Annotated in this window: 22 protein-coding genes; all 22 read right to left on the reverse strand. The window is 32.0% G+C overall.

Annotation, left to right across the window (positions count from 1 at the left end; translation table 11 throughout):
* Positions 1–9: 9 nt before the first annotated feature.
* The gene (locus ABD816_RS10355; protein ID WP_344927097.1) at positions 10–1,206 is read right to left on the reverse strand and encodes a hypothetical protein; all 1,197 of its coding nucleotides are present in this window, start codon (positions 1,204–1,206) and stop codon (positions 10–12) included.
* Between the two features lie 55 nt (positions 1,207–1,261).
* Positions 1,262–2,446 (reverse strand): lipopolysaccharide biosynthesis protein, encoded by a 1,185-nt coding sequence (locus ABD816_RS10360; protein ID WP_344927098.1) that lies wholly within the window; start codon positions 2,444–2,446, stop codon positions 1,262–1,264.
* Between the two features lie 393 nt (positions 2,447–2,839).
* Positions 2,840–3,967: an MraY family glycosyltransferase gene (locus ABD816_RS10365; protein WP_344927101.1), complete on the reverse strand. Its 1,128-nt coding sequence runs from the start codon at positions 3,965–3,967 to the stop codon at positions 2,840–2,842.
* A gap of 584 nt (positions 3,968–4,551) precedes the next feature.
* A complete protein-coding gene (locus ABD816_RS10370) occupies positions 4,552–5,523 on the reverse strand; it encodes a ketoacyl-ACP synthase III (RefSeq protein WP_344927102.1) in 972 nt (323 codons plus the stop codon).
* Between the two features lie 258 nt (positions 5,524–5,781).
* The gene (locus ABD816_RS10375) at positions 5,782–6,342 is read right to left on the reverse strand and encodes a serine O-acetyltransferase (RefSeq protein ID WP_344927104.1); all 561 of its coding nucleotides are present in this window, start codon (positions 6,340–6,342) and stop codon (positions 5,782–5,784) included.
* Between the two features lie 176 nt (positions 6,343–6,518).
* A complete protein-coding gene (locus tag ABD816_RS10380; protein ID WP_344927105.1) occupies positions 6,519–6,743 on the reverse strand; it encodes a phosphopantetheine-binding protein in 225 nt (74 codons plus the stop codon).
* 6 nt (positions 6,744–6,749) lie between these two features.
* Positions 6,750–7,382, reverse strand: a complete 633-nt coding sequence (locus tag ABD816_RS10385; RefSeq protein WP_344927106.1) for an acyltransferase — start codon at positions 7,380–7,382, stop codon at positions 6,750–6,752.
* A 251-nt stretch (positions 7,383–7,633) separates the two neighbouring features.
* Positions 7,634–7,876: a hypothetical protein gene (locus ABD816_RS10390; protein ID WP_344927108.1), complete on the reverse strand. Its 243-nt coding sequence runs from the start codon at positions 7,874–7,876 to the stop codon at positions 7,634–7,636.
* Positions 7,877–7,919: 43 nt separating this feature from the next.
* Positions 7,920–8,462 (reverse strand): DUF420 domain-containing protein, encoded by a 543-nt coding sequence (locus tag ABD816_RS10395; protein WP_344927109.1) that lies wholly within the window; start codon positions 8,460–8,462, stop codon positions 7,920–7,922.
* 3 nt (positions 8,463–8,465) lie between these two features.
* Complete coding sequence (locus tag ABD816_RS10400) at positions 8,466–9,200, reverse strand: SCO family protein (RefSeq protein WP_344927111.1); 735 nt, start codon at positions 9,198–9,200, stop codon at positions 8,466–8,468.
* A gap of 60 nt (positions 9,201–9,260) precedes the next feature.
* Complete coding sequence (locus tag ABD816_RS10405; protein ID WP_344927113.1) at positions 9,261–9,914, reverse strand: hypothetical protein; 654 nt, start codon at positions 9,912–9,914, stop codon at positions 9,261–9,263.
* Between the two features lie 108 nt (positions 9,915–10,022).
* Positions 10,023–10,379 (reverse strand): cytochrome C oxidase subunit IV family protein, encoded by a 357-nt coding sequence (locus ABD816_RS10410; RefSeq protein ID WP_344927114.1) that lies wholly within the window; start codon positions 10,377–10,379, stop codon positions 10,023–10,025.
* 21 nt (positions 10,380–10,400) lie between these two features.
* Positions 10,401–11,468 (reverse strand): cytochrome c oxidase subunit 3, encoded by a 1,068-nt coding sequence (locus ABD816_RS10415; RefSeq protein WP_344927117.1) that lies wholly within the window; start codon positions 11,466–11,468, stop codon positions 10,401–10,403.
* 47 nt (positions 11,469–11,515) lie between these two features.
* A complete protein-coding gene (locus tag ABD816_RS10420) occupies positions 11,516–12,097 on the reverse strand; it encodes a cytochrome c oxidase subunit 3 (RefSeq protein ID WP_344927119.1) in 582 nt (193 codons plus the stop codon).
* The gene (cyoE, locus tag ABD816_RS10425) at positions 12,088–12,990 is read right to left on the reverse strand and encodes a heme o synthase (protein WP_344927318.1); all 903 of its coding nucleotides are present in this window, start codon (positions 12,988–12,990) and stop codon (positions 12,088–12,090) included. Before cyoE ends, ABD816_RS10420 begins: the two co-directional genes overlap by 10 nt.
* A 670-nt stretch (positions 12,991–13,660) precedes the next feature.
* Positions 13,661–13,840 carry a hypothetical protein gene (locus tag ABD816_RS10430; protein ID WP_344927121.1) on the reverse strand — a complete coding sequence of 60 codons (180 nt, stop codon included), beginning with the start codon at positions 13,838–13,840 and terminating at the stop codon, positions 13,661–13,663.
* Between the two features lie 217 nt (positions 13,841–14,057).
* Positions 14,058–14,810, reverse strand: a complete 753-nt coding sequence (locus tag ABD816_RS10435) for an energy transducer TonB (protein ID WP_344927123.1) — start codon at positions 14,808–14,810, stop codon at positions 14,058–14,060.
* Between the two features lie 270 nt (positions 14,811–15,080).
* Entirely contained in the window at positions 15,081–15,995 is a 915-nt protein-coding gene (locus ABD816_RS10440) for an energy transducer TonB (protein WP_344927125.1), read from the reverse strand.
* A gap of 117 nt (positions 15,996–16,112) precedes the next feature.
* Positions 16,113–16,838: an energy transducer TonB gene (locus ABD816_RS10445; protein WP_344927127.1), complete on the reverse strand. Its 726-nt coding sequence runs from the start codon at positions 16,836–16,838 to the stop codon at positions 16,113–16,115.
* A gap of 157 nt (positions 16,839–16,995) precedes the next feature.
* Entirely contained in the window at positions 16,996–17,382 is a 387-nt protein-coding gene (locus ABD816_RS10450; RefSeq protein ID WP_344927128.1) for a VanZ family protein, read from the reverse strand.
* A complete protein-coding gene (gene gcvH, locus ABD816_RS10455) occupies positions 17,375–17,755 on the reverse strand; it encodes a glycine cleavage system protein GcvH (RefSeq protein WP_344927130.1) in 381 nt (126 codons plus the stop codon). The genes ABD816_RS10450 and gcvH overlap by 8 nt, the downstream gene beginning before the upstream one ends.
* A 136-nt stretch (positions 17,756–17,891) precedes the next feature.
* Entirely contained in the window at positions 17,892–25,016 is a 7,125-nt protein-coding gene (gene sov, locus ABD816_RS10460; protein ID WP_425549115.1) for a T9SS outer membrane translocon Sov/SprA, read from the reverse strand.
* Positions 25,017–25,019: the final 3 nt, after the last annotated feature.

The following is a 25,019-nucleotide window of genomic DNA, read 5'->3' on the forward strand; positions in this document are numbered from 1 at the left end:
TAAAATTTCTTACTGTATTATAGTTGAAATACGATTTTTATTCTCCTTAGAATCTTTTTTAATGCGAACTCTTACAGTCGTATTATTAATAATAATTATAAAATAAAATAAGCAAGCAATTAGCATAAAAGGTTGCACTAAAAAACTTTCAAAAGTTGCACCTACGAGAATGCTAGCGACAATACTTCTATTAATAGTCGTTAATGATTTCCAAGTTTTTAAAATAATCTTGATAAAAAAGAAGATAATTATAACTCCTCCACCCGCAACTAATTCTACATAAGAATTGTGAAATGATAAAGAATTTAAGCTGTCTAAATAATAAAGTCCTATCCCCTGATTCTGCTTTAATATAATATCATTTAGATTAAATAAACCATTACCAAGAATCAGAAAACCTCTGGCAAACATTTCCTCAAAAGCTAAAACCCAAATACTATATCTTCCCGACGTGATTTCAATAATCTCTTTTTCTGATATATCCTGAAAAAGAAAATTCACATTAACCCCAATAATTACTATTGTGAAAAGAAAAACCCGATAAAACTTATTTTTAATCTTTGAGATTATAAAGTAATAAAATACAGCAACTAGTATGATCAAAAAGGCGTTTCTTGAGGTAAATAAAGCCATTCCACCATACATAAATAATAATATTAAATTAAAATAAGAAGTATCTCTTATAGTATCATTATATCGAAAATACAAAGAAATTAAAAAGCCGGTTACTACAAAAAAACCAAAATGAATTTCATCCTGAAAAAAACCTCCGAAACCTCCACTTTCTTCAAACATAGGAATTCTTCCTACAATTGCAATAGCAAACCAGAAAAAGAAATTGATGTATAAAGCTTTTCTAAAAACTGATAATATCCTGAATTGAATTACTTTAGATAAATCCCATTTATTATTTATTTCTATAGATCTTAAAATAAGCTTCACCAGAAAATAATAAAAAAGAAAATAAACAGGAAAAGCTAAATTAGGTAGCATATTAGTGCGAGAACCAGTCAACAAAATATAGCACGTGGCGAATATTAAAAGAAGAGAAAAGATGATTATGGATTCTTTTCGTCTAATGAATTCTATTTTAATTTTCTCTTTATTAACTAATAAAATAACAGCCCCAATAAAAAGTAAGCAAAAAAGTAGCTTTCCTACACTACCAATTGTGGTAATCAAACTACTAAACTTTATTGAGTTCATTATGACTAATGATAAATAAACGAATAATGAACCTTCTAATATGCGTTTTTCAACTTTATTCATGTATCAAATTACTATTAATTATTTTTGTGTACATAATATAATAACATATTTGATAAAATAAATTTTCCAAAATCATAGTATAAAAAACTCCAGAAATTCCATAGTTAGAAATAAATAAATATCCTAATCCTACAGAAATCAAACTTCTCGGAATTAAGATCCAAAAATTAATATCTGTCCTTTTAACTGCATTTAAAGCAACTTTATAAGGTTGAAAAACAACATTAATAGCTTGTACAATGAAAGGATAGAGTACTAATATCCCTAAATTATCAAATTTTCCTCCAAAAAGTAATTCTATAATTTGTTGTCCGAATATATATCCAATAAAAATTAGCATTAGGCCCATACCTCCAAAAAGAACAACCCATTTTCGAACATTATTGCTGATACTTTTATAATTTTTATTCAGTTTCACAAATAATGGCAAAAGATAAGAACTCAAAGCTGTTAAAATAGGGTTAACCAAACCTGCAATACTCATCAAAACACCAAAAATAGCAATATCATTCTTGTTAGTTATATATAGTAATAACCAAGGATACGCATTAGAACTAATATGAAATAAAAAATTGGAGCCTAATAGCCATTTACCTATTTTCCAATTAAGATTCCAATAAAAATGATATTGATTTTTTAAAATTTTAATTCTTTCAATGTTCCTATACAAATATATTGTTGTAATAATGATATAAATTATTGAAGCTAATATCAAAAAATAACTTATTTCCTGAGTTTTACTAAAAAAAATGACTAACAATAATACAATAATGCTGATAGAACATACTAATCCGTAAACTAAATTTTGTTTAGTCTTTCGTTCACTTAAAAGAGCTTCTCTTACAAAAAAGTATGATGAATGTGCAATAATATAAAATAGAAATAAAAAAAACTTATAACCATCGTGTTGATCAAATGAAAAATAATAGAGCAATGGAAATATAAAGATGATTGCAATAGTAAATACTAGTTTTAGATTTATATTAAAATAAAAATAACTTTTAGAATGATGCTCCTTAAAATCATTTAGGTTAATAGCATATGGTTTAGAAATTATAGCACTTTGAAAACCTAGTATAAAAAGTGTTATTGAAAAAAGTAATACTAAGTCTGCATAACTTGTTTTACTATATGTCCTCGCCAAAACAACTGTAGTGAGCAAAGTGGTGACACTCATAAAACCCTGGTCCACTAGTACACTTAGTAGTTTTGGTAGTTCTTTATTTTTTCTAAAATTGTATTTTTTTAACACTAAAAGTGAATTTATTCTGTAATGAAACTTTAAAATCTATAATTCTTGCCCCAGTATTAATTTATATTACCTCCAATAACATTAAGAAATTTTTCTCAGAACCTTCCATATAGTAAAGCAATCCTCTTTTTTAATTAGAATCATAAACACTCAAAATAACTTAAACATTTGTTTTTAATTTTAAGCGATTGCTAAGGTTACACAGATTATTAGACTTTTTAAAAAACTTTATAACACAGTTGATCACGAAATAAAAGATACACACACTTTTATAATGATAATAAAAGCGTAAAAAACTTGAATTAAAATTTACTGTAATCAAAAAGTTAATTTTGGAAATGTGAATCGAATATTTCCCTTTTTCTGTTCCAACACAAATGGGAAAAGATATAAAACAGGTGCCAATAACAATACTAATAGCAATTCAATATTCGCATTCATATAAAAAGAATCAATTAATAATGTGGAAGAAATCATTAGAGAGGAAATCGAAACAATGATAATTGTTGCAGAAGTATGACTAAAACCAAGATCAATTAGACGATGATGTATATGATTTCTATCTGCACTAAAAGGACTTCTACCTTTTCTAATCCTTATTAAAAAAACTCTTACCGTATCCAAAATAGGAAATGCTAACACCGACAGCACCAAAATAGGCAAACAGTTGAAGGTAAAATTAACTGTCGTTATACTATTCATGGCTAACAGCGATATCCCTTGAAATGCTAATATAAAACCAACAAACATAGACCCTGAATCTCCCATAAATATCTTACGAGTATTGGATAAGTTAAAACTTAAAAAACTCAACAAACCTCCAATTAACGAAAATGAGATCAATACCATGAAAACATCTCCGTTCATCATAAAATAAAAACCAAATACCAAACTTGACATAATAGCCACAGAGGCTGCTAATCCATCAATACCATCCGTTAAATTAAAAGCATTAATAATAAAAACAAATGAAAAGATAGAAAAAAGCATAGAAAACCATGCTGCTAATTCACCAACACCTAAAATACCACTAAAATCATATATCTTCACATCAGTCATAATTACAACTATAGCCGCAGCAGCAATTTGACCAATTAACTTTTTTCTGGGTGACAATACTAAAAGATCATCTTTAATTCCTAGAAAAAGGAGTATGATAACACCAGCAAGCAAAGACAGTATCTTAATTAAATCCGGTTGTTCTAGTTTTTTGAAAACGGCAAATAATATCAATGTAATTGAAAAAGAAATAAATACTCCAATACCTCCCAATGTAGGAGTCTTATTTATATGTGAACTTCTTTCCTCTGGATCATCCATTAAATTCTTAGTATTAGATAAATATATAATGGCAGGGAATATCCTAGATGATATGAGAAATGCGACTCCAGCTGAAATGAATAAAAGAAAATAAATATTCGAAGTGATTGATTCTAGAAAATTCATTTTGTTGAGTTTTGGGGGTTGTGTGATTTGTATACTTAGTTACAAAAAAGTTAAATTTTAAGCAAATTATTAACCTATAATTTATAAGCAGACCTAGGGCTTTAATAACGTTCACAACCTAGGAATGTTGTTATGTTTGGATTAATTTATTTTTAAATTTAACTTAATGGTTCTTTGTTGTTTATATCTATTACAAAATTAAAAGATAAAATTTTAAACAAATTGCTATTTAAAAAATAATTTTGACTTATTCGATGATCTCAATTTTTACTCGACGTAAGACACAAAAAATTAAAAAAAAGATGAAATAGCCATCTTTTTCTTTTCTTTCTATTTAACCAAAACAACTTGACTAACAATATGTTATAAAATATATTTTTATGAATACCTCATATATTCAGCTAATAAAATAAGAGTTCTGTGAAAAAATATTGTTATTATTTACTATTTGATATTAATAAAGCTAATTACCAATATTACTCATAAAATATTGTTAAAACACAAGATTCATAATATCACTTAGTATTTACAGTTGCGAAAACATTATAATTAATGAATACATATAGAAACAAACACTTTATAAATTAGTTTTTTTCAAGAATACAACCTGCCCAAGAATACCCAACTCCAAATCCGGCTAATAGTATCTTATCATCCGCATCGAAAATTTTGTCTTTCAAAACTATTGGAATAGTAGATGAAACAGTATTACCTGTCCTTTTCATGTCGTTATGAAATTTATTCTTTTCTATTTTACACAATCTCCTCATTGTATTAAGCATAAAACTGTTCGCCTGATGAAACACAAAATAATCTATATCTTCTTTATCTAATTTATTTTTATTTAAAACGTTTTCTATTAGCAAAGGAACCGACTTCAATGTAAAATTAAATACATTACTACCATTCATATACAAATAATCATCGGGATTATAATTAGTGTCCATACTTAGTTTATTCCTTGCTCCACCATTTTTAACAATTAAATCCCGAGAACCAGAACCATCACTGCCAAAAATAAAATCACCTATATCTAACAAGCCTGTAGTTGAGATTAAAGAAGCAGCAGCTGCATCGCCAAATATTGCTCTATTACTTTTATCACTATGATGAATATATTTTGAATATGTTTCTGAAGTAATCAACAATACATTATTACAAATACCTGAGCTTACTAGCCCCTTGGCCAATGAAAGGCCATAAACATATCCTGAACATCCCTGGTTAATATCTAACGCCCCAGTTGATTTTGATAATCCAAGCCTCTCATGTACTAAACATGCCGAAGTGGGAAGAAAATAATCCGGACTTTGTGTACACAAGATCACGTAATCGATTGATGACTTATCAACATCATACTCCTCAAATAGCTTTACTGCAGAATTAACAGCCAAATCAACTGATGTTTCACTTTCAGAAGCAATATGTCTTTTTTCAATACCAATTTTGTCGGTGATCTTATCTACAGACCATTCAGGAAATTCTATTGACAACTCCTGATTACTTAATGTTTTTTCTGGTAAATAATATGAAATTCCTCTAATACTTGCATTCATATGTTATAAGTTAATATGGTTAAGAAAGGTTTAAACAATATTATATTCTGATTTATATATTTTCTACTTTAGCTATAACGTAATCAGTTTTAATCACACCGTTAACTAATTTATTATTAATAAATCCTAAATTTCTCATTTCCTTTTTGCACTAATAGAAACACTGATATCCTACAATTGATTTTTGAAACTTTCAATAATACCTCTAATTTAAAGGTTCTTATTTCATAACATTTTTAATATGATAGGACAACAAAATTAATTAATCGCATAAAATTGAGTATGCTCTAATCCTTTCATGTTTAATATCTTTGCGGGAATTCCACCCACAACAGCATTATCGGGAATATCATTCACAACCACTGCGTTTGCTCCAATCATAACATTATTTCCAATAATGATATCTCCTAACACTTTAGCTCCAGTCGCAATTACCACATTATTTCCAATAGTAGGAACTCCTTTACCTCTAACAGAACCGATGGTAACACCATTGAATATTGTACAATTATCTCCGATCATCGCAGCAAAGTTAATGACCGTTGATGAATAATGTACAAAAGTCAAACCTTTACCTATGTTAGTTTCAATAGGGAGCTGAATTCCTGTTTTAAATTGATTCTTTCTATGTATTAGAAAAATGAATGGATACAGTAATTTAAGTAGGCGTTGTTTTTTTATATAGCCTCCTATTCTGAACCAAAAAGTTATTTTAAACGAGGCGTTAAATAATAAGTATTTAATCAGATTTAATTTAGAATATGGTGTCATCCGCTCCAAATCTGATTTAATTAGATTTTTAAGACCAACATTATCCATATTTTACAAGTTTTGTTTTAAATGATATCTAAATTTTCTTCGATTTAAGACTACCTCTTGTACATTTCTGCTCAGACGAATACTACACTTTTTTTATAGTTTCAAGTTCAATTCTTGATTATAAGATGACATTTTCTACAAGCAAAAACAGTATGCTCTACACTATCATTTACTTATTACGAGTTGATGATATGATTAAAAAGGTCTAAGACAGTATTACATTCTCCTATTTCTGTTGCAGTAATATCCGTGTCATAATCAGTTTTCACCATTCCAATAACTAACATAGTAGTTAATGAATCCCAATTATCTAAATCTTTAAAATTTGTTTCTGCACTAATGGGAACACTCGTGTCTTCTAACTGATCCTTGAAGTTTTCAATAAAACTTTCTAATTTCATAATTCTTTATTTTAAATTATTTCTTATTTCCTTAATCCTTTTAATGAAATGCTTTTCATAATTAATTTGTAACAACTCTAAATCTAATCGTTCCTCTGGAGCATATAACTTTTCTTCATGAATTATAGTCTCATCTGGTGAAAATTTAAAACCAACTACTTTAGCAACATTTCCTTGAACAATAGCATAGGGAGGTACATTATTTCTACAAATAGAACCACTTGCTATTATCGAACCTCTACCTACTACAACACCTGGGAGTAAAGTGACATTTGTCCCTATCCAAACATCTTCTTCTACTATAATATCCTTTGCAACTTGAATATCTTTTGCTGCATCTATAATAAAAAACTCTCCTACTTTATAAGGATGGGTTCCTGTTATTACAGTTAAGCCTTCAGCTGCACCAGAGTTTTTTTTAAGAATAAATTTTGCTTTACTCGAAATTATTTTTGAGGACCCCATAATATGCGAATTCTCATAAATATATACGTTTTGAATCCCTTTAATTAACGCTGGAAAACGGATTTTTGCCGATTTATGTATATATCCAAACTTTCTTCTTTTAGCAAAGAAAAAGTTCTGATATATGGAGTGCAAAGCTGATAAGAAAAAGTTTTTTTTTAAAGTATTGATCAATTTAAAATTATTTAATTAGAACCTAGTACGTCAACGAACAAAAGTAAACTTTATTATCTAATAGATAATGATTGAACCACCCTCTGAAAGCTTCAAACACAGAGGATAAAGTCAAAACATGACCCTAACTACTCTAAATTATCTGTCTTCATAAATATGAAAACAAACAATCTATATCAAATTCATTTTTATAGCTCTATTAATCAATAAACAAAGGATAAAAAACTACTTTTTTGACAATATCATAAATTTTATTCTACCTGATCTACTTGCTTTTTTGTTTGACTCTTAATGCTTCGATATATAAAATACCCAACTATCCCAATAAGAACATAAGGAATAATCATTAAATAAACAATCCCATCATTAACACCTTGCGCAGTTTTTTGACCTTCTTCACTTTCTAAAACGGCACGACACATAGCGCATTGTGCATCCACTTGCCATGAAAATAACAGTACTACTAACCATATGTATACATTTCTATGCTTCATTAATTACGCATTATAAATACACTACTTACATTTTACAAAATCTTTATACATAATACGGAGATATCATTACATACACAATTACTCCTGTTATCGCTACATACAACCAAATAGGAAAGGTTATTCTTGCGATTTTGCGATGTTTATCAAAACGTTGACTTAATGCTTTGACAAAAGTTACAAGAACAAATGGAATCACAACAATGGATAAAATAATATGTGTAATTAAAATAAAATAATATATATAACGAACCATACCTTCACCACCAAACTTAGTAGAATCACTGGTCATGTGATATGCAACGTACATTATTAAAAATAAGACAGAACAAAATATTGCAAATTTCATAAGCCGCTCATGCAATTTGATTTTCTTATTCTTAATTGCCCATAATGCTAATACTAAAATAACAGCGGTCAAACCATTTACACTGGCATAAATTGGCGGTAAAAAGGAAAGTGGCTTGACATCAAATCCCAACTCACGCAAATTCACTCCAAAAAGTAAGGCTACCACAAGCGGAATGACGATGGATAACACTACAATCCATCGATTATATTTTTTTTCTGTTTTTGATATTGCACTCATATCTTACCCTTCTTTTTTCAATAATTTCTTAATATCTTCTAATAAAATAGAAATCTGTTCCTCTTCTCCATTTTCATCTTTACCTTCTTCAATATCAATTGTACCTCTGTAATAAATAATAGGATTTCCGGATGCATCATATCGGGAACGGATATAACCATCCTGATCAATCAAAGCAAAAAATCCATTATGTTCAAATCCACCCAAAACCTCTGGATTTTCCGCTGCATAAATATTAAAACCAGAGTTAGCAAGATCAAATAAATCTTCACGTTCTCCGGTTAAAAAGTGCCAATCAGGGTTTATGACACCATGATTTTCAGCATACTTTTTAAGAATATGTGGTGTATCCCTTTTAGGATTAATTGTAAAGGAAGCAACTCCAAAGTCTTCAACCCCTTTTAATTGATCCTGCAAAAACACTAAATTTTTAGTCATCTTTGGACATATTGTAGGGCAACTGGTAAAGAAAAACTCTACAACATAAACCTTACCTCTATAATCATGATTAGTAATCAAAAGACTATCCTGATTAAGAAAAGCAAACTCAGGTACTTTTCTTGGCTTTCCATTAATTTTGATGTATGATAATTTCTCATTGGCTACAGGATTATTAGCACTCATTCTATCATTCTTCACTACAGAAGTATCTTGTACCCTGTTAACAATCTTTGGAATAAATATGATTCCAAAAACTAGAATTATAAAGGATATACCTACATAAGAATATTTTTTCATTTCTTTATATTATATAAATATTGTTGCTAAGACATATTTTGTTATAAAAACATTACATTCTTAGTTCTCTTTTCGATCTGCTTTATACTTTTTAAGTGCTAATCTATATTCTGCCAGTATTACCTTTACGTCATCAACCATTACATTAGCCAAATCAGCAACAGAACTAGCATCGTAGCCATATACCTCTTGTTTATTTTTTTCAACATCTTCATCTCTTCCCCTTAGGTTCCCTTTTTTATCAATTATAAAAACGAAATCTGTTGCTAGTTTTTCATCTAATTGATAAGGAGTTTTAAGGCTGCTATAAAAACTTTTGATGTTTTCTGATGTCCCAAAAATAAAATTCCATCCAGATACATCAACCAGAGTTCCTAATTCATCTAAAAGCGACTTTGCCTCGTCTTCGGCACCATATGGCGCCAGTATCACAAATTGGAAATCCCTGAATTCATGATTTTTTTTATAAATTTTCAAATTCAAATTAAATGCATTGCCTTGCTTACTTTTTATATCCTCTCCGAAAAAACCGACTACACTTATCTTATCCTGTAAAGTAAGTTGCTCTTTAGAAAACGTCTCAAATGCATTCAGATTTCCCACAGATTCTTGTAGCACGGGAAGCTTAGAAAAGTTATCTACCGCAGATGCAAAAAACAAATACATGACAATAGGTAATATAAACAGAATTCCAAGGGTTAGAAACTTCTTCATTAGTATGAATTTATTCAAAAGACAAAAATAAAAAAGACGGTTGAAAACAACCGTCTTTTACTATCTTTTATTATGTTTTTAACTTAAATAAGTGCTATGAAAATTTTATTAAAAATCCCAGCTTTTATGTCCACTCTTAAATACCTCATAAATATAATCTCCTTCAGTAAGTAGAATAAAAATAAGATAACTAATTAGAAAAACAGCTGTCCATACTACTGCTCTTCTTAATCCTTTTGTTTCACCCTCCATATGCATGAAGGCCCAGGTAATTAAATAAGCTTTATACAAGGTAAGTATGATAAAAAACCAATTCAGCAATTTCATACTTATAAAAGTAGCCATCATAAAATCAGGCTTCCAAATTCCAAAGATTACTTCAACAATTGTAACAACAGATAGAATCATGAATACTTTCCATATTCTTGATGTACCTGATTCGTGTTGTCCTATATCGTGTGCCATGTTATTCTTAATTCTATATTGTTAAACCAGGTAAAAGAATGTAAATACAAATACCCAAACTAAATCTACAAAGTGCCAGTAAAGGCCAACTTTTTCGACCATCTCATAATTTTTCCTTCTTTCGTATGTACCTATAATTACATTAAAAAATATAATAATATTTATAACAACTCCAGACAATACGTGAAATCCATGAAAACCAGTGATGAAGAAAAAGAAATTGGCAAACAATCGAGTCCCATATTCATTATGTACTAAATTAGCACCTTCAACAACTCCTACAGCAGTCTCTATTCTGTCCAAAGAGAATTCTCTTTTATAGATTGCTTTTTCTCCTTTAGCTTCAGGATTAACTAATTCTTTTTCTAAACGAGCGGCCTCTTCCTTATCTCTTGGACTTACAGATGCTTTGAGCTTTGCAATATCCGGCACTAGCTCCTGAGTTCTGATAAGTGCATCCTTATTTTTCAAAAATCCAGCGGTTACTTCATCTACAGTAAATGAGGGCAATGTTCCTTCTCCAGTAAACCAGATTCCATTTTTATTCTCATGTTGTGTTCTCTCCGCATTTGCATCAGCGATTGCAAGATCTTTAAGAGCAATCCTATGTCCATCAGCATCTGTGAATTGAAGAATATTACCTCCTTTAGTCTCCACAGCACCATACTCACCTTTAATAAAGTTTTTCCATTCCCATGCTTGCGAACCAACAAATATAGCCCCTCCAATAATGGTCAGAAACATATAAATAATAACCTTATTTTTTTTCATATGATGACCAGCATCTACCGCTAGTACCATAGTTACCGAAGAAAATATAAGGATAAAAGTCATCAATGCTACATAATACATTGGTGCATCCACTCCGTGAAGAAACGGAAAGTGATTAAATACTTGATCTGCTATAGGCCAAGAATCAATAAATTTAAATCTCGAAAAACCGTAAGCAGCAAGAAAACCAGAAAATGTAAGTGCATCTGATAAAATAAAGAACCACATCATCATCTTACCATAGCTCACCTTCAGCGGTTGATTACCACCACCCCAAGTTTTTCCTTCTGTACCTGTGTTAGTAACAGTTGTTTCCATAAAAGAATTTGGTATTATTAAATTTCCAACAAAAGTAATCAATTTTATTATCTAACGAAATATAAAAATAAAAAGAGATAAACCCACAAAACATCTACAAAATGCCAATACATAGCACCGAGTTCTAAACCAAGGGTTTGCCCTGCTTTGTACTTTTGTTTAAAATGATTATAAATTACGACAAAAAGAACGATTAGCCCTCCTAATATGTGAACTATATGCAATGTTACAATAATAAACATAAAAGTAGAAACTATATTAGAGGTTGGACCTGTAAAATGATATCCCTGCCCCATCATTTGATCAAAACCCTGAAATTGCAAGAATATAAAAACGATTCCTAAGCCTAAAGTTGTCAACAATAAGCCAGTCGCTAATCCCCTATTATTATTTTCTATCGCTTTTTTTACTAAAAACAATGTAAGACTACTTGTCAATATAACAAATACACTTATTATAAAGGCATTAGGAAATACTAGATCAGTAGCCCAATCATCTCTACTCTTACTTACCACATATGCACTTGTAAGACCTGCAAAAGTCATAGACATGCTCACCATCCCAAACCACATCATGGTTTTCTTTGCTCTATTCTGCTTTTCTTTTGTAGTACCTTGTGTTAAATCCATACACGAATAAATTTATCAGCTACATATATAATTTGTAGCAATGTAATATACGATACACTCGCCAGCATTAATTGTTTTGCTGTTTTGGCATCTCTTATTTTATATAATTTGATAGCATATCTCAATAAAAACAGCCCCAACACACCAACTAAAACTCCAGAAACTGGTGTAATATAAAGCGCTCCCGTTACCTTAAAAACTGGTATTAATGAAGCTACAATAGTCCAAACAGTATAAATTAATACCTGAACTGCTGTTCCTTTATCTCTTTTTCCGGTAGGCAACATAAAGAATCCTCCTTTTTTATAATCATCGAACAAAAACCAACCTATTGCCCAAAAATGAGGAAATTGCCAAAAAAACTGAATCATAAATAAAGTGCCTGGTTCGATCCCAAAATCATTAGTTGCTGCTACCCATCCTAGCATAAAAGGAATGGCTCCGGGAATGGCTCCAACAAAAACAGACAAAGGAGTCTTTGTTTTTAAAGGAGTATATAAGCTCACATAAATAAATATAGAAACTGCTCCAAACATCGCTGTTTTAGGATTGATACTATACAACACTGCTATCCCCAAAATAGTAAATACCACAGCAATAACAAATGCAGTACTTACAGACATCCGTCCTGATGGAATAGGTCTGTTTTTAGTTCTATCCATCAACACATCAAGATCACGCTCTATAACCTGATTAAATGCATTAGAAGCACCCACCATAAAATACCCTCCTATCGATAATAGTAATAAAATAGTCCAGGAGATCGTTTCTACACCCAATAAATATCCAGCAACTGAAGAAAACACAACACTCAATGAAAGTCGCATTTTTGTGATTTCTTTAAAATCCTGAATTACAGAAACTTCAGACGTATTTATTTGGGTTATCCTCAATTCTTCCACCTTTTATTTGCAGTTTTTTTAAAAGTGGTGCAAAGATATACCTTAAAAGCATTTTAGACAACTTATAGTCTCTTATAATCAAACTTTTAACAACTGTTCGTGTAAAACAATACATTAAACAAAATGAGAGCTTACATAAATCTCAACAAAAGAACTGATAATCAAATAGCTATTTTGAAGCTACACTTTGTTTAAACAATCAACTAAGACTTTAATTTAAAATACATAGTCAATTGCACTTGCTATAGATTAAAAAAAATGATTTCTTTTTACACAACGTATTCATTATTTTTCACAACAACGATACGAGAAAAAATAATTAAAAAATGGTAGTAAACTACCTGTCATTTGTTATTTTATTCATTTTTCAAAAAATACGTTACTTACTATTTATTCCAATCCCGTATCTGAAATAAAACAGGCGATTAATATTTTACAGTAACCGTTCTATTTCTTTTTCTTTCCGGTATCATATCAGGAACGAGATTTACCCCTCTTTTCTCCTCTTTCTCTAATGTGAGAAAAGGCCCTCTTACTATAGCCTGTTAGATCGTTCCATCTAAGGCAACATAAAACTGAATATACATCTTTTGTAATCCACTAAGACCATACTCCACTCCTAACCCTCCATTAATTTTTTGACACTAATTTTTTACTCTTATTAGAAAAAAGCAATCTTTTTCTGATAAGCATCTGAGGTATCATACTCCGAAAAGACAAGTTCATGAGTCACTCTATTTATTGGAAACGTAACACCATCCACTTCAGGAACATCAATTATCGAATCTACTGCTGAAATAAGCTTCCCTTTGATAGAGCCACACCCCTTGCAACTGCGCATATTTCGAATATTTTACAGGCAAATAAAAGGCTTGCAATGACCCTTACCTAAAAGGCTACTAATGTACTTTTTCGTACATTTGTATCGTGCTTGTTACTCATAATATTTAGTTTTAACGTTACAATTAATTCTAAACCAACAAGCATAACAAAAAGGAATCCCGTCTACAGTTTATCGCGACGGGATTCTTATATTTTTATTATTATTAAAATGTATATCAGTCTTGTATCTGAAAAACGATTGGCAATTGATATTTTACAGTTACCGGAGTGTCTCTTTGTTTTCCGGGTGTCATTGTAGGAAATAAATTAATCACCCGTATCGCTTCTTTTTCCAACCCACGATGTGCAGCTCTTACTTTTATATTTTGAATAGTTCCATCAGTAGCTACATCAAACATTGTATAGATTCGTTGTATCCCTGTTAGTCCATATTCACTGCCGAGTCCAGAGTTAAACTTCCTTGAAACAATCTTAGTAATTTTCTCAGAAAAACAAGCTGCTCGCTCTTTATTAGTGCCTAATTTTTCGCATCCCGGAAAAATCGGCACAAACTCTACTACTGAAAAAGGAACCTCAACAGGAACATCGATTATCTCATCAGGAAGATTATTTAAAGCACTAGGATCAAAAGGAGTTGATGATTCTGGTATAGGTTCGCTTTTAAATTCTTCTTCTAATTTTTCTAAAACCTTATCATCTTCCACCACTTCTGGTTCTATAAATTCCGGCACCTTTGGTTGTGTGATTTTAGCAGCTATTTCCTCTGGAGGCTTGCTTTCGACTATAAAGGTATCCATTGTAAAATTTACATCTTCGTAAACTTCATGATCAACTATAGCGTCCTTGATCATAGGTTCTGCAGTATACACCTCAAACATAAGGTATGTAAATAAAAGGCTTGCAATAAGCCCAATCTGAAAATTGACTAATGTGCCTTTTCGCGCATTAGCATCATGCTTGTTACTCATAATATTTAGTTTTAACGTTACATCAAACTCTAAATCAACAAGCGTACCAAACAGTTAAAACCTCATAACCAATTAGAAAATGAGATATATCTCTACACTAAAGACTCGTACCTAACAACATTTCAAATTTGAGCACAGGTCGAAAAAATCAAAATATTATTCAATACTGTCAATTACAAAATTCAATCATTTTTAAAACAATGGTTATAATTCACATTATTAGACAATAATAATGGTCAAATCAACTATACACTACAACTCTATTATGAATCACTCAACACGAAATACAATTGGAAGCGCGTAACTTATACTTACTTTATTTGCATTATATTCTGCAGGCACCAGAGCAGGAAGTAAGCCGACAACCCGTAATGCTTCTTTTTCTAATCTGGGATGAGGTCCCCTTGCTTTCGCATCAATAATATTACCACATTTAGAAATAACAAATCGCACATAAATTCGATTAACACCTGTTAAACCAAGATCATTTCCCAAACCGCCATTAAAATTTTGACTTACAAATTTATTTATCTTTCTACTCGTACATTCGGTAAAATTAACACTTCCTAAAGAACTACACTCGTCAAAATGAGCAGGAACAATACCCTCAACAAGAATCCCATCATCTCCCTGTCCATAATCTTCAGATAGCATAATAAAGTAATCTGTATCTCCATTTTCTTTTCTCTTCTCACTTTCCTTTTTAAGAATCAAAAACTTTTTTTGATACAAAACATTAACTTTCTTCTTTCGTTGTTGTCCAGGAATCATTTCAGGCAAACCAGAAATAACTTTCTCAATTATAGTATTCACTTGTAATTGCCCTCCGTTGATTTTCGTCTTATCAATGGAGCCAGAAGTTGTAATTATAAATTGCAAATCTAACCGTAGTGCTCCATCTATAAATGTTTCATCTTCCTCTAGTAATTTTTCCAATTCTTCATCTAATGCTTTTTGTATTGTTTGAGCTACGCAATTCCTTCGCTCACAATCCTGCTGAACATCTTTACAGTCTTCGAAAATCGGTGGAACTTCAACCGCTTCAAAAGATATAGTTTTTATCTTATCAAATGAATGGATAGTATGATATATTTCATTCTCTGATCCATTGATAAACCCTAAATTAGAAAAAACAATTAATACTAATGATGCTACTACACTACTAATCTTATTTTTATATATCATTTTAGTATGTTTTTATATGGTATAATTTGACTATTAATGTTTAGCAATTAGCATTAAAAAATCCCGTTAACATTTGCTGTTACGGGATTTTTCAATTTTATTATTTATATAGTGTACTTAATCCTGTACCTGAAATACTACTGGAAGAGAATATAAAACACCAACGGCTTTTCCTCTCTGCTTACCTGGTGTCATTTTAGGCAACATTTTTATAACCCTTGCTGCTTCTTTTTCTAATCTTGCGTGAGGTCCTCTTGCCTGCACACCAACTATATCTCCATTTTTATCTATTTTAAAACGAACATATATTCTATTTACACCAGTAAGACCTAATTCACTACCTAGCTCTGTATTAAATTTACGATTAACAAATTTCTTAATCTTATCACTCATACACTTTTTCTTCGCATTGTTACCTGATTCTTTTTCACATCCAGGAAAAACCGGTACGTTTTCGATTACTGCAAAAGGTACATCAGAGATCTCTTCCTCTTCCTCTACATCCTCTACTTCTTCTACTTCTACAATCTCTTCTTCCTGATTTGTTTCTGTAGACTCAAGAACATCTTCTACAACTTCTTCTTCATCCTCTACCACATCAATAATCTCAGGTGCTGGTGGTGGAGGTGGTGGAGGTGGAGGTGTATTCAGGTTTTGAGTAATCGGAATTTCTTCCTCTTCTAACTCATCAAGATCAACCTGACCTATATCTACATTACTTCTATCATAAGTTTTCCACTCTATTGCCTGCCAAGTAACGAAAAGAACTAAAATTAAGCCTAATTGTAAAAACAAGGCACTTCTTTTAGTTAAATCAACTTTAGGATTCTTTTTTGGTTCCATATTACAATGTTATTAAACAGTTGCTAAAATAGCTAATTTCTTTGGTAATTTACAACTAATGGTAAAAATGTAAACTAAAAAAATTAATTTTTAACTTTTATTCATTATTCGAGTTTTATAAATTTAAGTAAAATCTCATAGATTTTACACGACTCATTTAATACCTTCTTTTTTTTACTAATTTCTTTTGCAGCACACTTAACACACATACAGACAGAATAATACCACTGGTATTTGCAATAAAGTCATACCAGTCCGGGCTTCTATAATCAGTGAAAATTGCCTGACAAAATTCCATCAAAATTCCATATAAAAAACCAGCTAATGATGAGATCCATAAACTTTCAAAAAATCTTCGCTTTTGCCGTTCAGAATAAAAAAAGAATAAAAACCAGATAATTGTAAACACAAAATAAGCCAACAAATGTCCAATTTTGTCACTTCCCTGAACCGCGATGTTTCCCGGAATTATAATTTTACCCAGAGACAACCATGTAATCAATCCAGTATATAAGAGTGCTACAGGTAATAAATATTTATGCACTAATAAGACTTTTATAACCATCTGCAGACAGCAAATCATCGATCTGATCAGTATTTGATATTTTTATTTTAACCATCCATCCCTTACCATAAGGATCTGTATTAACTAACTCTGGATCATCTTCCAGTTCCTCATTAAATTCAGTAATTTCTCCGGACAACGGAAGAAATAAATCTGATACGGTTTTGACTGCTTCTACGGTGCCAAAAATGGCTTCTTGATCTAATTCTTCTCCAAGAGTCTCTACCTCAACATAAACAATATCACCCAATTCTCCTTGTGCAAAATCCGTAATACCTACAGTAGCGATATCATTATCTATTTTCACCCATTCGTGATCTTTTGTGTATTTTAAATCTGAAGGAATATTCATCCGAAATGTTTTTTATAAATAGTTATTATTATAGCAACGAAAATAAATCTATTTTATCAAATTTTAGAAAAAACAATCGTAAAATTATAAAAAACTGTGATAGAGGAAATGATGATATGGTATACAATCCAAGTTTTTAATTCCCGAAATTATACCTAAGCGTAAAACCTGCTCTTATGGTAGTTTGAGGAAACGCAGTAGAAATAGAATACTGTGAAAAAGTATGATCATAAAACAATAAAGCCGTAAGGTTTTTACTCAAGGCATAATCTGTGGTAAACTTAATTCCATAAATATCTTGTCCGGCAGTGACCTGTGTATTATCTACATCTAAATACCGTATAATTGTTTCATTTTGACGAAGAGATAAATCTGCCCTAAAATTAAGATCACTTTTTAGGGTTGTTTTCTTACCTCCAATTCTGGTTACAAAAGTTAAGTCCTCTAATCTATATCCCAATCCAATAATATATTCATTTCCTCTGATCTCTGTTAACAAATTATTATCAAAACTCAGAGATAACGCCCTGTCTTTTTTCCATTCTGCAAGAATCTTTACAGAGTTTTTCATTTCCATATCTAATCGGATTAATGGACTAAATTGCTCCGTAATATTAACATTAGAATACAATTCCGGATTTTTAAAATTATCTCCCTGATCCCGTTCTCTCGGATTATTAATATTGTAATCTAAATTAGTCCGGAACTGATTAATCGTATAATTGGCACGATATCCATGTGCCATGGAAAATCTTTTAAAACGTTTCTTAAACCATTTAATATTCATAAGACCCGTATACTTCATGTCCCAGTTGGGTAAAGGCACATCTCTAAAAGCTCCTTTCTGAACCTTTTCAGCACTACCTCCTGTATAAGCAGCAAGAAAGGCTGGTAGTAATACTGCCTGATTAGTTTTACCAAAGCCTTCGGGATAGCTATATCCATTTGACTCTACTTCTTCACTTCTTGGGAAATCTGGTGTGCCATAAAATTCTGTAGCCAGACGATCTGCGATAACCTGCCTGTTCTCCCTAAACTCATCAAATGTTTCAGAAGAGAATTCAGTACTTTCAGAAAATGCTGTTCGTATCAGCATAGTAGAGATTGTATAGTTACCGTATGTATTGGGAGTTAATGAATTATATTCTAAATCACTATCTACCCGATAATTCTCTGTAAAGGTTTCTGAGTAATTTCTGCTACCACTTATATCAATTTTGAGATCTTTAAGCAAATCCACTGAGGCCTGAATATTTAACTGTCTACCTTCTACTTCTCTATATTGTTCATTATAATCTTCATATAGTGTTAGCCAACCATTTCTGGCAGCAATATCACGTATCTCTGACTGACTACCAAAAGTAAATCCTACTGTAGGTTTTAATGTTCCCACAAACCCCGGATCTCTTAAGTATCCTGGTAAAAAGATACCATTATCCTGTTGGTAAGTAACATTTACTTTCTTTACCGCAGTTACAAGTCCGATAGCCGTATTCACTACCTTATCCACAGGACTCAATTTACTGGATCTTTTTCTAGTTTGTTTACCCTTAGTTTCTTCAGCTACCTTCACTCCTTTTTCATCCGTTTTTTTAGATGCTTTCTTTGAAGCTTTCGCTCTCCCAGGTCTTTTCTTCTTAAGCCCTACATATTTGTACAAACTATTCATGTCCAATGCTCCATTTAAAGCATGTACATTAGCGTTCTGCACACTATTTCCTAAGTCTGGAATACCATCTAGATTTTTTAGCGCCTCACTACCTTTAGTCCATTGAAAATCGGCTGAATATGAATACGTGGCTCTCATAAACTTAAGTAAAGGAATTTTACTAAAAGGAATTTCATAATTAGCCTGCAATTGCTGACTATGAAAGTTAGGATCTCCAATCTCGAAAAAACCACTCCAAATATCAATTTCATCAATAACACTACCTTCATCATCAATAAAATTTTTGACAATCCTGTTATTTGCAGCATTAAAACTTACATTAAGAGATTTGCTAAGATTATAATTAATTCCATATTGCCAATCAAATAGAAAATTACGTTGCACTAAGGCTGGCGGTCCAAGGCTACCTTCATCCAATGTAATGTCTCTAAATATCTGTTCGTTGTATTGTCTGTTTATATTAGATCCCACAGAAATACTTGCTGGCATTAGGTTAAAGTTAAAATCTTTCAACAAATCAAAATATTTACTTTTACCCAAAAATTTTACTTTTTTGAAAGGCTCTACCTCTTTTGGCTGGAAGCTAAAATCATAGGTTCCACCTAATCGTACAGTTTGATCTATGGATTCTTCGATTTCAAAATCGTGATGATCTGTTTGATTATACGTTCCAGAAAAAGTAAAATTCTCTACATCATATACTTTTGGCTTCTTTTCACCTACTCGATCCTTACGTAATCCAATGACATTAAAACTTTCTCTTTTTGTATAATCAATGGATTGCTCCTCGATCTGATCACGCTCTACCTCATTATCAATGTTATCCAATCGATCTTGTAATTCTATATCCAGAAACTCAGGATCATATTGCGGTGTAATGACTTCTACCCCTCTACTATAATTAAAAGGAACTTGTATCCCCCATTTTTTTGGCAACAATTGCCCAAGATTTACATTTGTGGTTAGATCATATTGTTTGATATCTTCATTACTACGCTCATTAGGTCCTTGCTCAATACCTCCAAATCCGATTGTACTAAGCCTTCCTGATGCGCTAATGGTAGCAAAATCGGCAATATTAGCATCCATGCTGCCTACAGTAGCCCAACCTCCTTGGTTTTTAAGATCACTAAGACGCATTTCATTAAACCAAACAGTACCGGATTGTGTCGAACCACTTGTGTTTTTTACTCCCACCATCATCACTCTGATATCTCCAAAGTTAGGGTTTCCTTTAATTCCTAGTCTTGTATTATCAGAGCCATCAATAAAATTAAGGTCTGCACTACTTAAACTTGGATTCCCAATAATCGATGATTTCAATTGCTGAAGCTGCTCTAAAGGAAGGTTTAATCTATTAGCTTCTGGCCAAACTCCATCTTCTGATGTATCTGTGCGCGAAGAAACCTGTAATGGTATTTCTATTTGGTAAAAATTGTTAGTAAAATCATTACCCATTCTCACAAAAGCTGTCAAATCTCCATCTCCTAAGCCCGTTGGTACTGGTAAATCTTCTGCGTGTAAAAACATTTCCAAGTTCTCGTACTGACGCATATCCACATTAAAATTTTTATAAACCCCTCGTGCATCCGGAGACTCTAAATTTTCAACTGTTAACGCTAAAGAACGCTCATCTTCCCTTATTACTGAATTATTATTAATCAGTTCTTCTCTCACTACTCCTGGTGGAGTAACATAATTAGCAGTTTCTTCAGCACTCACTGAAGTAACTAATACTTCACTTCCATTCTCATTAAGACCTTCTGTTATATTATTTTCAGTGTTTTCTACCACATATCGTCTATAATCTCCTCGTATTAAATCCAGCGTAGCAAATCGTAAGGTTACTGGCTGATCAAAATCAGTAACGATCATTCTCATAAATCGAATCGATCTAAAATCGCTAATATTATTGACCCCTGTAGGCTCATAGATCGGAATTTTAAATCGCACCCATCTGGTCTCTCTAAATTCTCCATTGAGCACTTCAGTTTCTGATAAAAGAACATCAGAAATATACCCTGTATCACCATCATTCCCAACATTCATTCCTTCAAAAATCGGAATTTCATATTCGTAATAACTATCAATGGTATTCATAGTGTTATCTCTATTCACATCTTCTGTAGTTGGAGTAGCATCATTACCACGATCTTCATTTGATAATTCTGTAGGAGAATTGCCTTCTGTACCATTATAGTTTCTATATCTATTCACAATACTTCCTTCTGCCTGTAAATAATATTCGTAGTTATCTGCAGAAGGATCCTCTAGTGCTGCAAATTCAGGGAATTGAAGCTTTTCTGACGCATCATTTAATCCATCAAAGCCGACGTCTTGATTATCTCTTGCGGTTCCTTCTGAGTCAAATGCATAAATTAATGATTGATTAACTGGTACTCTTCCGAAATCTGTTTCTACAATTCCATCATTGGAACCATCTGCAGGCAATCCATTTTCATATTGTTTCCTTCCATCTTTTAATACATCCTCGCTTATGTTTCCAAGATTAAAAATGATTTTACCATTTGTGGCTTCAGTCAATTCATCAGGGCCCCCTGTGGGTCCATTATAAAATGGATCCATTAACCAAAATTCAATAAACTCTACATTAGCTTGTTCAAAATCGGTAGATGTAATTTGTCTTGTAATTCCACCAAAATTTTGATTTGGATCTGGTGGTGTTCCTGATAAATATGCCTCGTTAAAGTTATAAGGCCCTCTTTCCTGAGGCTCATAATGCAAGTCAAATGTAAAAAGAGCTGTTGTATTTCCAGCAACGATATCAGTAAATGGAAAAACCTCATCATTAAATACCCTTCTAGCTGAATTTGTAGCCAGATCTTGATCAGTGACGCCATCAGGACGCGCACTACTATAAAAAATATTATCAATCTGATACCACGATAATTTGGCTCTTCTGTACCCATTAGAAAGGGTGCTATTACCTGTTCCCTCAAAACCGATAGGTACACTAGACAATTCCCAAGACAAAGGGGAAGATACATCTATTCCTGTCTGCGCACCTTCAAAATCATCAATATAAGTTGTTACCTTTCCATCAAAATCTGCTCCTTTTGGTGCTCCTGCAATGAGATAAGCTGCCTCTGCTCTTACAGATACATTAGATGGAACATCTGTATCAATATTTGGTAATTTATTAACCATTCTGGTTAAAAATGGTACTTCTGTAGAATAGTTTACATTAAATCCTAACAAGGTATTATTAATCGGCTCATAATCATAACTTGACTTCTGAGTAATAGGTCGTTCGTTCAGGTTTAAATACGTACCTCCAATAATAAAATCATCATTAAATTTATGCTCTATATTCAATCCCGTAAACCGCTTAGTTTGCTGACCAAATACTGCATTATTTTCTGTAGAAACCTGAATCGGAGTATTAGACGCTAATAACGATTCATCTAATATATTAACTCTACCCAATTGATAATTTACGGTATAGTCCACCCCTTCTTGCAAAGTTCTTCCACCTGCAGTTACTGTTACAGAACCTTGTGGTACATTAAAAGCTCCTAGTGAAATCCCATCCTGACCAGAAGATTTGTAACGTCCTTTTAGCTGAAAATAATTTTTATCCGCAGCTTGTTGTTCTGCCGCTACTTTAGTCTGTGTATACAATTCGCGAAAGACATATTGCTGTTGATTAGCATTATAATCTCCTTTGTCCAACTCTGAATAATCACTTGGGTTTACTATATTATCATTATCTAACTTATTAAAAAGATACTGACCAAAAGGTTCAACCGAGGTAAATATAATACGTCCATTTTCTGTATCGACCGTCAATCCTGGTACGTAATCAAAAAAACCATCACCTGCACCATCAGATCCCTGAACCGGATCATTATTAGGGTTCAGTCGATCCATATTAAAAACACTAAGTAATCTAGTCTGCTCTACATCATCTGGCAAAGGAGTTGCAGCACCTTCTGCTGTAGTTATATAATTGACCGGAGAAGGATTGGTATAGACAATGTTTAATCTAAAATCATCTTGCTCCAGTCTAAAAGCCCCTGTACTGTAGATATTCTTCATCATCAAATCCCAAATCGGACGATCCACATTAGTAATTGGACTTTTTAACATTTTTACCATCAGACTTTGACTAGAACCTACTTCTGTATCTGTACTTGTATTAGCACCTACAGTAGCATCTACTCCGTCATTCGCAAATTCACCCACCTGATACACCTGACCACCTACAGTATATTGAAATGCAACTGCGAGCACTTCATCATTATTTAATTTTTGATTTAATGATATATAACCTAATTGTGTGTTTAGTGTGTATTCATTAGTGGTTAATTGTCGTGCATTTTCTAAAACAGCGTAATCAAAACCTTCATTAAAGCCAGTAATTGCGCCTGTAAAGGCTTGCTGAACGGAAGATATTTGTCGTATACTTTGAGTTACTGGACCTGAAGCACTAATAGCCTCCGGATCTAACTTATTATTTGAATTATCAGGAAACGATCCTGCAGGTCTGTTAAACAATGAAGCTGGTATCGAGAAGTTACCTGTCTCCGGAGATTCCCCTAAATCTTGTAATGCTACAATATTACGTGCTCCAGTTAATGTCTGCGTACTTGTAGCTCTATTTGTTATCCATACTTCTACCCTGGTGATCTGTATATTATTGTTAATAAAAGGATAGTTAGTTAAAGCATTATCATAATTATCTCTAAAATAATGTCCTAAAAAATAATGTCTGTTTTCATCATAATCCAAGGCAAAAATTTCAAAATCTTCTACAGTTCCACCTCCTTGCACATTTACAGAAGTAGATTCTGATCGTTGTTCAGAAAACACTGCAGTTACGCTGGTTCTTCCAAATTGCATTCCCACTTTGGCACCAAAAAGACTTTGAGACCCTTGTATTAATGAATTATTAATTGGCATGGTAACATTACCTACTTCGATACTCCTGATAATATCATCTTCTGTAGGTGTATATTCTAATTTTATTTGATTCTGAAAATCGAATGTAGATTCTGTATCGTAATTCGCAGTGATTTGAAGTCGCTCACCAACTTTTCCTAGCAAACTCAAACTAATTCTCTGATCGAAATCAAAAGTAAAGTTACTACGGTTTCTGGGTGAAAATGCAGGATTATCCTGTTTAGTAAAAAGAATCCCCAAATCCATTTCTACAGAACCTTGAGGAATTACTTCTATCTCATTACCCCCAAAGATGGTTTCAAAGAAATTAGAATTTACATAAAATATAGGCAATAAATTCTTTCGTTTTTCTTCACTTCCTTCCGTCTTTCCACTGAAAGCATCTATTTTTTCCTTAAAATAATCTCTTCTACTTTCTGCTTCTACTAAAGCCTCAAATTCCTCTGGTGTCAAAAATAATGGGTATCGCACATTAAATTTACCCAGCATTTCCCGATAGATATACCTATTGGTTACGGGATCATATTCATATTTAGCAATAATACTATTGGGGTCTGGCAAAGAAATTTCACCTAAAGTAAACCCAGTACTTGTAGAATCTTGAACAATTTCATTTTCCTGACCAAAAATAACATTGCTATAAATACAAAATATACTTATACAAACCAGTTT

This window comes from Aquimarina addita (genome assembly GCF_039539305.1).
In the GTDB taxonomy this organism is placed as follows: Bacteria; Bacteroidota; Bacteroidia; order Flavobacteriales; family Flavobacteriaceae; genus Aquimarina; species Aquimarina addita.

Excerpts from the sequence above, each read along its gene's own strand:
- ABD816_RS10360 (WP_344927098.1), bottom strand. The coding sequence starts at position 2,446 with ATGAGTGTCACCACTTTGCTCACTACAGTTGTTTTGGCGAGGACATAT.
- ABD816_RS10375 (WP_344927104.1), bottom strand. The coding sequence starts at position 6,342 with ATGGATAATGTTGGTCTTAAAAATCTAATTAAATCAGATTTGGAGCGG.
- ABD816_RS10410 (WP_344927114.1), bottom strand. The coding sequence starts at position 10,379 with ATGGCACACGATATAGGACAACACGAATCAGGTACATCAAGAATATGG.
- ABD816_RS10420 (WP_344927119.1), bottom strand. The coding sequence starts at position 12,097 with ATGGATTTAACACAAGGTACTACAAAAGAAAAGCAGAATAGAGCAAAG.
- ABD816_RS10445 (WP_344927127.1), bottom strand. The coding sequence starts at position 16,838 with ATGGAACCAAAAAAGAATCCTAAAGTTGATTTAACTAAAAGAAGTGCC.
- ABD816_RS10380 (WP_344927105.1), bottom strand. The coding sequence starts at position 6,743 with ATGAAATTAGAAAGTTTTATTGAAAACTTCAAGGATCAGTTAGAAGAC.
- gcvH (WP_344927130.1), bottom strand. The coding sequence starts at position 17,755 with ATGAATATTCCTTCAGATTTAAAATACACAAAAGATCACGAATGGGTG.
- ABD816_RS10435 (WP_344927123.1), bottom strand. The coding sequence starts at position 14,810 with ATGAGTAACAAGCATGATGCTAATGCGCGAAAAGGCACATTAGTCAAT.
- ABD816_RS10405 (WP_344927113.1), bottom strand. The coding sequence starts at position 9,914 with ATGAAGAAGTTTCTAACCCTTGGAATTCTGTTTATATTACCTATTGTC.
- ABD816_RS10355 (WP_344927097.1), bottom strand. The coding sequence starts at position 1,206 with ATGAACTCAATAAAGTTTAGTAGTTTGATTACCACAATTGGTAGTGTA.
- ABD816_RS10365 (WP_344927101.1), bottom strand. The coding sequence starts at position 3,967 with ATGAATTTTCTAGAATCAATCACTTCGAATATTTATTTTCTTTTATTC.
- ABD816_RS10430 (WP_344927121.1), bottom strand. The coding sequence starts at position 13,840 with ATGCGCAGTTGCAAGGGGTGTGGCTCTATCAAAGGGAAGCTTATTTCA.
- ABD816_RS10440 (WP_344927125.1), bottom strand. The coding sequence starts at position 15,995 with ATGATATATAAAAATAAGATTAGTAGTGTAGTAGCATCATTAGTATTA.
- ABD816_RS10390 (WP_344927108.1), bottom strand. The coding sequence starts at position 7,876 with ATGAAGCATAGAAATGTATACATATGGTTAGTAGTACTGTTATTTTCA.
- ABD816_RS10370 (WP_344927102.1), bottom strand. The coding sequence starts at position 5,523 with ATGAATGCAAGTATTAGAGGAATTTCATATTATTTACCAGAAAAAACA.
- ABD816_RS10400 (WP_344927111.1), bottom strand. The coding sequence starts at position 9,200 with ATGAAAAAATATTCTTATGTAGGTATATCCTTTATAATTCTAGTTTTT.
- ABD816_RS10415 (WP_344927117.1), bottom strand. The coding sequence starts at position 11,468 with ATGGAAACAACTGTTACTAACACAGGTACAGAAGGAAAAACTTGGGGT.
- ABD816_RS10395 (WP_344927109.1), bottom strand. The coding sequence starts at position 8,462 with ATGAGTGCAATATCAAAAACAGAAAAAAAATATAATCGATGGATTGTA.